The sequence below is a fragment of the Halomonas sp. 3D7M genome (genome assembly GCF_014897885.1).
Taxonomy (GTDB): domain Bacteria; phylum Pseudomonadota; class Gammaproteobacteria; order Pseudomonadales; family Halomonadaceae; genus Vreelandella.
The window spans coordinates 1-5,342 of the sequence record NZ_JABUZF010000021.1; the positions used below are offsets into that span (position 1 = coordinate 1).

At 53.0% G+C, this 5,342-nt stretch carries 6 protein-coding genes; 5 read left to right on the plus strand and 1 reads right to left on the minus strand.

Annotation, left to right across the window (positions count from 1 at the left end; all coding sequences use genetic code 11):
* Positions 1-93: 93 nt before the first annotated feature.
* Entirely contained in the window at positions 94-708 is a 615-nt protein-coding gene (nudE, locus tag INT22_RS00440; RefSeq protein WP_193060828.1) for an ADP compounds hydrolase NudE, read from the minus strand.
* Positions 709-778: 70 nt separating this feature from the next.
* On the opposite strand from nudE, the gene yrfG reads away from it, so the two are divergent.
* From yrfG to msrB, 5 genes are all read left to right on the plus strand, one after another.
* Positions 779-1,456 (plus strand): GMP/IMP nucleotidase, encoded by a 678-nt coding sequence (gene yrfG / locus INT22_RS00445; RefSeq protein WP_095604556.1) that lies wholly within the window; start codon positions 779-781, stop codon positions 1,454-1,456.
* On the plus strand, positions 1,456-1,845 hold the full coding sequence (hslR, locus tag INT22_RS00450) for a ribosome-associated heat shock protein Hsp15 (protein ID WP_193060829.1): 390 nt from the start codon (positions 1,456-1,458) through the stop codon (positions 1,843-1,845). The genes yrfG and hslR overlap by 1 nt, the downstream gene beginning before the upstream one ends.
* A 58-nt stretch (positions 1,846-1,903) precedes the next feature.
* Positions 1,904-2,779 carry an Hsp33 family molecular chaperone HslO gene (gene hslO, locus INT22_RS00455; protein WP_120386642.1) on the plus strand — a complete coding sequence of 292 codons (876 nt, stop codon included), beginning with the start codon at positions 1,904-1,906 and terminating at the stop codon, positions 2,777-2,779.
* A gap of 310 nt (positions 2,780-3,089) precedes the next feature.
* Positions 3,090-4,646, plus strand: coding sequence for a phosphoenolpyruvate carboxykinase (locus tag INT22_RS00460; protein WP_038486052.1), 1,557 nt, complete (start codon positions 3,090-3,092; stop codon positions 4,644-4,646).
* Positions 4,647-4,788: 142 nt separating this feature from the next.
* Positions 4,789-5,286: a peptide-methionine (R)-S-oxide reductase MsrB gene (gene msrB / locus INT22_RS00465; RefSeq protein ID WP_193060830.1), complete on the plus strand. Its 498-nt coding sequence runs from the start codon at positions 4,789-4,791 to the stop codon at positions 5,284-5,286.
* Positions 5,287-5,342 lie beyond the last annotated feature (56 nt).

The following is a 5,342-nucleotide window of genomic DNA, read 5'->3' on the forward strand; positions in this document are numbered from 1 at the left end:
GGAGGAGTCCATATACGCGCTACATAACTTATTGAGTCCTTAGGTTTTGTAGTGCGGTGTAAGCGTCAGCGCACCCGCAAAAGCAGCGCGGCTTTACAACAAATCCATTGCGTTATTACGTTTCTCTTCGCGTAGCTTATCCCTTGCGATATAGAGCGCGGCTATGGCGCGGGCTTCGTGGAAGTCGTCACGTAATAGCAGTGCCGGCAGTTCTTCAATGGCATGGGTTTCGACAATCAACGGCTCTGGCTCGTCGCCCGGCAGGCGCTTGGGATAAAGATCGGTGGCGATGAGTACCTGCATGCGGTGGCGCATATAGTTAGGCGCAAGCGATAACTCCACCAGCGGTTCAATGCGATGCGCGCCAAAGCCGCACTCTTCCATTAGCTCGCGGTTGGCTGCAGTGACAATATCTTCGCCGGGATCAACTAGCCCCTTTGGCAACGTCAGCACATAATCTTCAAAGCCCGCCGCATATTCACGAATAAGCAGTACATGCTCTGGATCGGGCATGGCAATAATCATTACCGCGCCTCGGTCTGCGCCGGTTAAACGTTCAAACTGGCGCTCTTCACCATTAGAAAAGCGCAAGTCAAGCGACTCAATCTGGAATAAACGGCTTTTGGCGACGTTGGTTCGCGCCAAGATTTGCGGCTTTTTCAGGTAGTCATGTGGGGTATTGCCTGTTGAAGCGTCGTGGAGTGACATCATGCCTCCGTGGCTGCAAAAAACGGGTTACGCTACAATAGCATGCTTACTCTTTCATACTGGAGCGGCAATGATTGATTGGCGCGAGATTGATACTGTCCTACTCGATATGGATGGCACGCTGCTGGATCTGCACTTCGATAGCCATTTCTGGCTAGAGCACCTGCCAAAACGCTATGTTGAGCTTCATCAGCTAGACGCAGCGAGCCAAGAAGCGCTGCGTGCGCGCATTATCGGTGAACAGGGCACGCTGAACTGGTACAGCCTTGCGTACTGGAGCCGCGAACTTGGGGTGGATATCGTGGCGCTGAAACGCGAAGTACAGCACTTGATAGGCCTGCGTAGTGACGCACTAGACTTTTTAACCTGGCTGAAGCAAACCCACCCCCGTGTCATTCTAGCGACCAACGCAGACCGTGCCAGCCTCGCGCTAAAATTACCGCTGACAGGGTTGGAAAACTACCTCGACGCCATCATCTCATCAGAAGATGTGGGGGCTGCAAAAGAGGAGCAGGCTTTCTGGTTTGCGCTTCAAGAGCGAGAACCGTTTGATTCAGCGCGTACGCTGTTTATCGATGATAACGCACGCGTACTCGAAAGTGCCCGTGAGTTTGGTATTAAACACTTACTGGGTATTAAGCAGCCAAATAGCCAGCGGCCTGAAAAAGAACTGCAGGAGTTTATTGCCCTAGACCGGTTTGCCCAACTGCTGCCAGATAACCTGCCAGGGCAGCGAGGAGAGCGTTAATGAGCGACAGCGTTCGCTTGGATAAGTGGCTATGGGCCGCACGGTTTTTCAAAACCCGTGCCCTGGCTAAAAAAGCGATAGAAGGCGGTAAAGTTCACTATGACGGTGGCCGCGTCAAAACCAGCAAAAATGTCGAGCTGGGGGCGCTTATTCGCGTTCCCCAAGGGTGGGATATTTTTGAGGTGGAAGTGATTTCGCTTTCCGACCAGCGTCGCGGCGCGCCAGAAGCGCGTAAGCTCTACGCTGAAACCGAGGAAAGCGTGCAACGTCGAGCCAAAGAAGCTGAAGCTCGTCGTCTCATCAATGAAGCCATGCAGCACCCACTCAAACGCCCTGATAAAAAACAACGGCGTGATATCCAGCGCTTCCAGCGCCAACAGGGCGATTAAACACGCATTTATTCGTCATGGCGGTAAGCCTTCTCTCTACTTCTCCGGCGGTTTCCTTATGTCTGATCAAATCCAACGTTTTATGTTTGACCAAACCAACGTGCGTGGTGAAATCGTCACGCTCAGCACTGCCTATCATGAGGTGTTAGACCGTCACGCCTATCCACCAGCGGTTAATGAATTGCTGGGTGAGCTGCTGGCGGCGGTCGCTTTGCTAACGGACACGGTAAAACTAGACGGCACCTTAAGCATTGAAGTGCGTGGACGAGGCTCGCTTGCACTCTTAATGGCCGAGTCCAACCCCGGTGGTGAGCTGCGTGCGATCGCGCGAATCGCGGAAGACGCTGTGCTGCCCAGCGAACATGCCAGTTTCCGAGAGCTGGTGGGTGAAGGCCAAATTGTGATTACCCTAGATCCAAGGGAAGGGCATCGATATCAAGGTATTGTTGCGCTTGATCACGCTACCTTGGGGGGCTGCCTAGAAGCCTACTTTGGCCAATCAGAACAGTTGCCAACACGCCTTTGGCTCGCGGCTGACGGCGAGCGTGCAGGTGGGCTGCTGCTTCAGCGCCTGCCCGATGCCTCACAAAATCAAGATGTTGATGCTTGGGAGCGCAGCGTTCATCTCGCTGAAACCATTAAGGCTGAAGAGCTGCTGGGGCTGGAGCAGCGCGAAGTGCTGTATCGGCTCTATCACGAAGAGACGGTTAGAGTGTTCGAGCCGAAAGCACTACGCTTTGGTTGCACCTGCTCGCGGGAGCGAATGAGTCATGCGTTGTACACGCTTGGCGAACAGGAACTGCGCGATATTTTGCGTGAAGAAGGCGCAATCGATACGCAATGCCACTTTTGCCACACGAAATATCACTACACAGCAGCAGAGATTGAAATTTTATTAGAAAATCCGGACGCGCCACCCCCGGTGATTCATTGATTGTGTAGTCGCAGATGATGGCATGAGTATTGAAGTCGTATAGGTACCGCGCTAGTCATAGCAAAGCCTATAGGATGCCTGCCGAACGGTTGTTTGAAAATATACTGCGCTGCAACACAAAATGTAGTGTCATTGTAGTAGTTTAACTACAAGATATTTGATGAAAGCCCCCGTTTCCTGGGGGCTTTCTTTTTGCCATAATGCGCCGGACTTCAGCGCACTCAGCCCATGGTATTGGAAACAATAAGCGGCTGAGATGATTTCTCAAGGCGTCGTTGACGCCCGGTAAATTCGAGACCCAGGAATCGACATGACCACGACTCAAGCCGCTCCCCAAGCCCACGTTAATCTTAGCAGCGCCGAACTGATCGAGCGCGCCGTGGCCCGTGGTGAAGGCCGCCTGTCGGCTAACGGTGCGCTGGTGGTAAACACCGGTCTGCGCACAGGGCGTTCACCGAAAGATCGCTATATCGTCGACGAGCCCTCTACTCGCGATAGCATCGACTGGGGAAGCGTGAACCGCCCGTTTGATGCTGAGAAATTTTCAGCGCTGTGGGCACGTGTAGAAGACTATCTGGGTAGCGGTGAGCACTTCGTAGCCGAACTGCATGTCGGCAGTGATAACACACACTACTTGCCCGTTCGTGTTACCACAGAAACGGCTTGGCAAAACCTGTTTGGCCGCACCATGTTTGTGCGCCCGCAGGCATACAACACAGCAGTTAAAGATGAGTGGACGATTCTAAACGCCGCGGGCTTTGAGTGTGACCCCAGCCGCGACGGCACCAACTCTGATGGCTGTGTCATTATTAACTTTGCCGAGCGCAAAGTATTGATTGCTGGTATGCGCTATGCCGGTGAAATGAAGAAAGCAATGTTCTCTGTGCAGAACTACTTGTTGCCAGAAGCTGACGTTCTGCCGATGCACTGTTCTGCAAACGTTGGTGAAGACGGCGAAACCTGCCTGTTCTTCGGTCTTTCAGGTACGGGTAAAACCACGCTTTCCGCTGACCAAGCGCGCTACCTGATTGGCGATGATGAGCACGCGTGGGGCGACGGTATCGTCTTCAACATGGAAGGTGGCTGCTACGCTAAATGTATCGACCTTTCTGAGAAGAACGAGCCGGTTATCTGGAACGCGATTAAGTTTGGTACCGTACTGGAGAACGTTGTACTTGACGATCGTCGCGAGCCGGATTATGCCGACGATAGCCTGACCCAGAACTCTCGTGCCGCCTATCCGCTAGAGCACGTTGAAAAGCGTGTACCGGAGAACCTGGCTGGTGAGCCTAACGCTATCGTCTTCCTGACCTGCGATATGTCTGGCGTATTGCCGCCCGTATCGATTCTTTCCAAAGAAGCCGCCGCGTACCATTTCTTGTCAGGCTACACTGCGAAAGTGGGCTCTACCGAAATGGGTTCATCTGAAGGCTTGGCTGCTACATTCTCTACCTGCTTCGGTGCGCCATTCTTCCCGCGCCCTGCGCGTGAATACGCCGATCTGTTGATCAAGCGGGTAGATAAAAAAGATGCTCAGGTTTATCTCGTCAACACCGGTTGGACAGGTGGTGCCTACGGCGAAGGTGGCTCACGTTTCTCTATTCCGACTACTCGCGCCATCATCAGTGCTATTCAGTCCGGCGTGCTGCGTGATGTTGAAACCCAGCACATCGATGGCCTTAACCTTCAAGTGCCTGTAGCGGTGCCGGGTGTCGACTCTAGCCTGCTCAATCCTCGCGAAACGTGGGCTGACCAAGATGCCTACGATCGTCACCTGCAAGACCTTGCCACCAAATTCGTTGATAACTTTAAGAAGTTTGAAGGTGTTAACGAGGCAATTATCAAGGCGGGTCCGCAGTTAACCTGATATGTACGATAGGGTAAAGGTTGTCGAATGTTTGGATAACTAATCGAACGTTTGGACAGTCAAGTAGTCAAAACGGGATGGTGCTAAGGCGCCGTCCCGTTTTTATGTCTATGTCCTTGACGTGTTAAGGGGGAATGCGCAAATGAAGCGTCGTCACTTTTTGGGGCTTGCTGGACTAACCGGATTGGCAGGTGTTCTTCCTGGCGTCTCGTTTGGCTTTCCGCGATTAGACCTTAAAGCAGCCCCTGGCCTTGAAAAGCTTGAATTAAGCGAAGATGAATGGCGTGAACGCCTGACTGATGAAGCCTTCTACGTGCTCCGCGAAGAGGGAACTGAGCGCGCCTTTTCAAGCCCACTGGACGGAGAGGTTGGGGAAGGTGAGTACCGCTGTGCTGGGTGCGATCTTGTACTTTTCACCAGCGCGATGAAGTATGACTCTGGCACCGGTTGGCCCAGTTTTTTCGAGCATGTTGAGGGCCATTTGTTAAGCAAGTTGGATTTCAAACTGGTGTGGCCACGCACAGAATATCACTGCGCGCACTGCGGCGGTCATCAAGGTCATGTCTTTGGTGATGGTCCAGAGCCTACCGGCTTGCGCTGGTGCAACAACGGTGTAGCACTGCGGTTTGTGCCTGCATAAAACACTATCCGCGGGTGCCTCGTTTGCTCGTCCCTCGCGAGATTCGTTACCCAATG

Coding starts and splice junctions, on each gene's coding strand:
- nudE (WP_193060828.1), bottom strand. CDS start 708: ATGTCACTCCACGACGCTTCAACAGGCAATACCCCACATGACTACCTG.
- hslR (WP_193060829.1), top strand. CDS start 1,456: ATGAGCGACAGCGTTCGCTTGGATAAGTGGCTATGGGCCGCACGGTTT.
- INT22_RS00460 (WP_038486052.1), top strand. CDS start 3,090: ATGACCACGACTCAAGCCGCTCCCCAAGCCCACGTTAATCTTAGCAGC.
- hslO (WP_120386642.1), top strand. CDS start 1,904: ATGTCTGATCAAATCCAACGTTTTATGTTTGACCAAACCAACGTGCGT.
- yrfG (WP_095604556.1), top strand. CDS start 779: ATGATTGATTGGCGCGAGATTGATACTGTCCTACTCGATATGGATGGC.
- msrB (WP_193060830.1), top strand. CDS start 4,789: ATGAAGCGTCGTCACTTTTTGGGGCTTGCTGGACTAACCGGATTGGCA.